The 1,465-nt window shown below is 41.4% G+C and carries 1 protein-coding gene; it reads left to right on the top strand.

The features are described from left to right. Positions 1-1,449 (top strand): IS66 family transposase (tnpC, locus tag BLV84_RS12380; RefSeq protein WP_200796279.1); only part of this gene is annotated, 1,449 nt, incomplete at its 5' end. Between the last annotated feature and the right edge of the window lie 16 nt (positions 1,450-1,465).

Here is a 1,465-nt window from a genome sequence, read left to right as displayed (position 1 = left end):
CTTTCTCAGGAAAATGATTCCCTTTTAAAAGAGCGCGAATATCTAAAAGCTCAAATTGAGATGTACAAACGTATGCAATTTGGTCAAAAGCGTGAGCGTTTTGAAGGAAATCCCGATCAAATGGCACTTCCGTTTGAGGTCTCAGTTGAAAAAGCTGCCGAGCAAGAAGCAATCATTGAAGAAAAAATTACTTACCAACGCAAACGCCCCAATCATAAAGGTCGTGCCAAATTGCCATCGCATCTTGATGTGGAAGAAATCGAAATTTTTCCTCAAGAAGATCTTTCTGAAATGGTTTGCATTGGCAAAGAAATTACCGAAGAACTGGAATGTCAACCTGCCCGATTTTACATCAAACGCTACATTCGCTACAAATATGCCGCTAAAAACCGAGAAGGCGTTGTAATTGGCGAGCTTCCCGAGCGCGTAATTGACAAAGGCATCCCTGGTGCCGGACTTTTATCGATGATTTTGACCGACAAATATGTAGATCATTTACCATTGTATCGTCAAAAACAGCGATTTTCGAGAGAAAACATCCAAATAGCTTCATCCACTATTGAAGGTTGGACCAAAGAAGCGCTCAATAAACTGGAACCGCTTTATGAACAGTTGGTTTTCGATACCAAATCAAATGGCTATTTACAGGTTGATGAAAGTCCGATAAAAGTGTTGGACAGCGACAAAAAAGACGCTACCCACCAAGGTTATTATTGGGTATATCACGCGCCGCTTGAAGGCACCGTGTTGTTCGATTACAGTGCAACGCGCGGCAGCAGTGCGCCTTTACCTATTTTAAAAGATTTTATTGGTTACCTACAAACCGATGGCTACGCTGTATACGAAAAATACGCTCGAAAAAACGGTGTTACGCACTTGGCTTGCTGGGCGCATGCCCGCCGTGAGTTTGAAAAAGCATTAGATAACGACAAACCCAGAGCCGAAAAAGCCTTGTTGCTTATCCAAAAATTATACGCGGTAGAACGCAAAGCTAAAGAAGAAAATCTTACGGCAGAAGCAATCAAAGATTTACGATTATCCCATTCTCTTGAAACCATCAACAAACTTGGAAAATGGATTTTTGAAGAGATTAAAAACACCCTTCCTAAAAGTCAAATCGGCAAAGCGATGGCTTACGCTTACGCTAGATGGGATGCGTTGTCTGCCTATTTATACGATGGAAATTTGCAAATCGACAATAATTTGGTAGAAAACGCCATTCGTCCGTTAGCCCTTGGCCGAAAAAATTATCTCTTCGCCGGAAGCCATGATGCAGCCCAACGCGCCGCGATGATTTATTCGTTTTTTGCCATCTGTAAAAAACACGAAGTTAATCCGTACAACTGGCTTAAATATACTTTGGAAAACATCCAATCCATCAACCACAAAAATTTAAAAGACCTCTACCCGCAGAATTATAAAAAAATAGATGAACTAGCAAAGATGTAGTTGGTCGGGGGGATAC

It is taken from the genome of Psychroflexus halocasei (assembly GCF_900107595.1).
GTDB classification, from domain to species: domain Bacteria; phylum Bacteroidota; class Bacteroidia; order Flavobacteriales; family Flavobacteriaceae; genus Psychroflexus; species Psychroflexus halocasei.
This window is presented reverse-complemented; position numbering and strand designations above follow the sequence as displayed.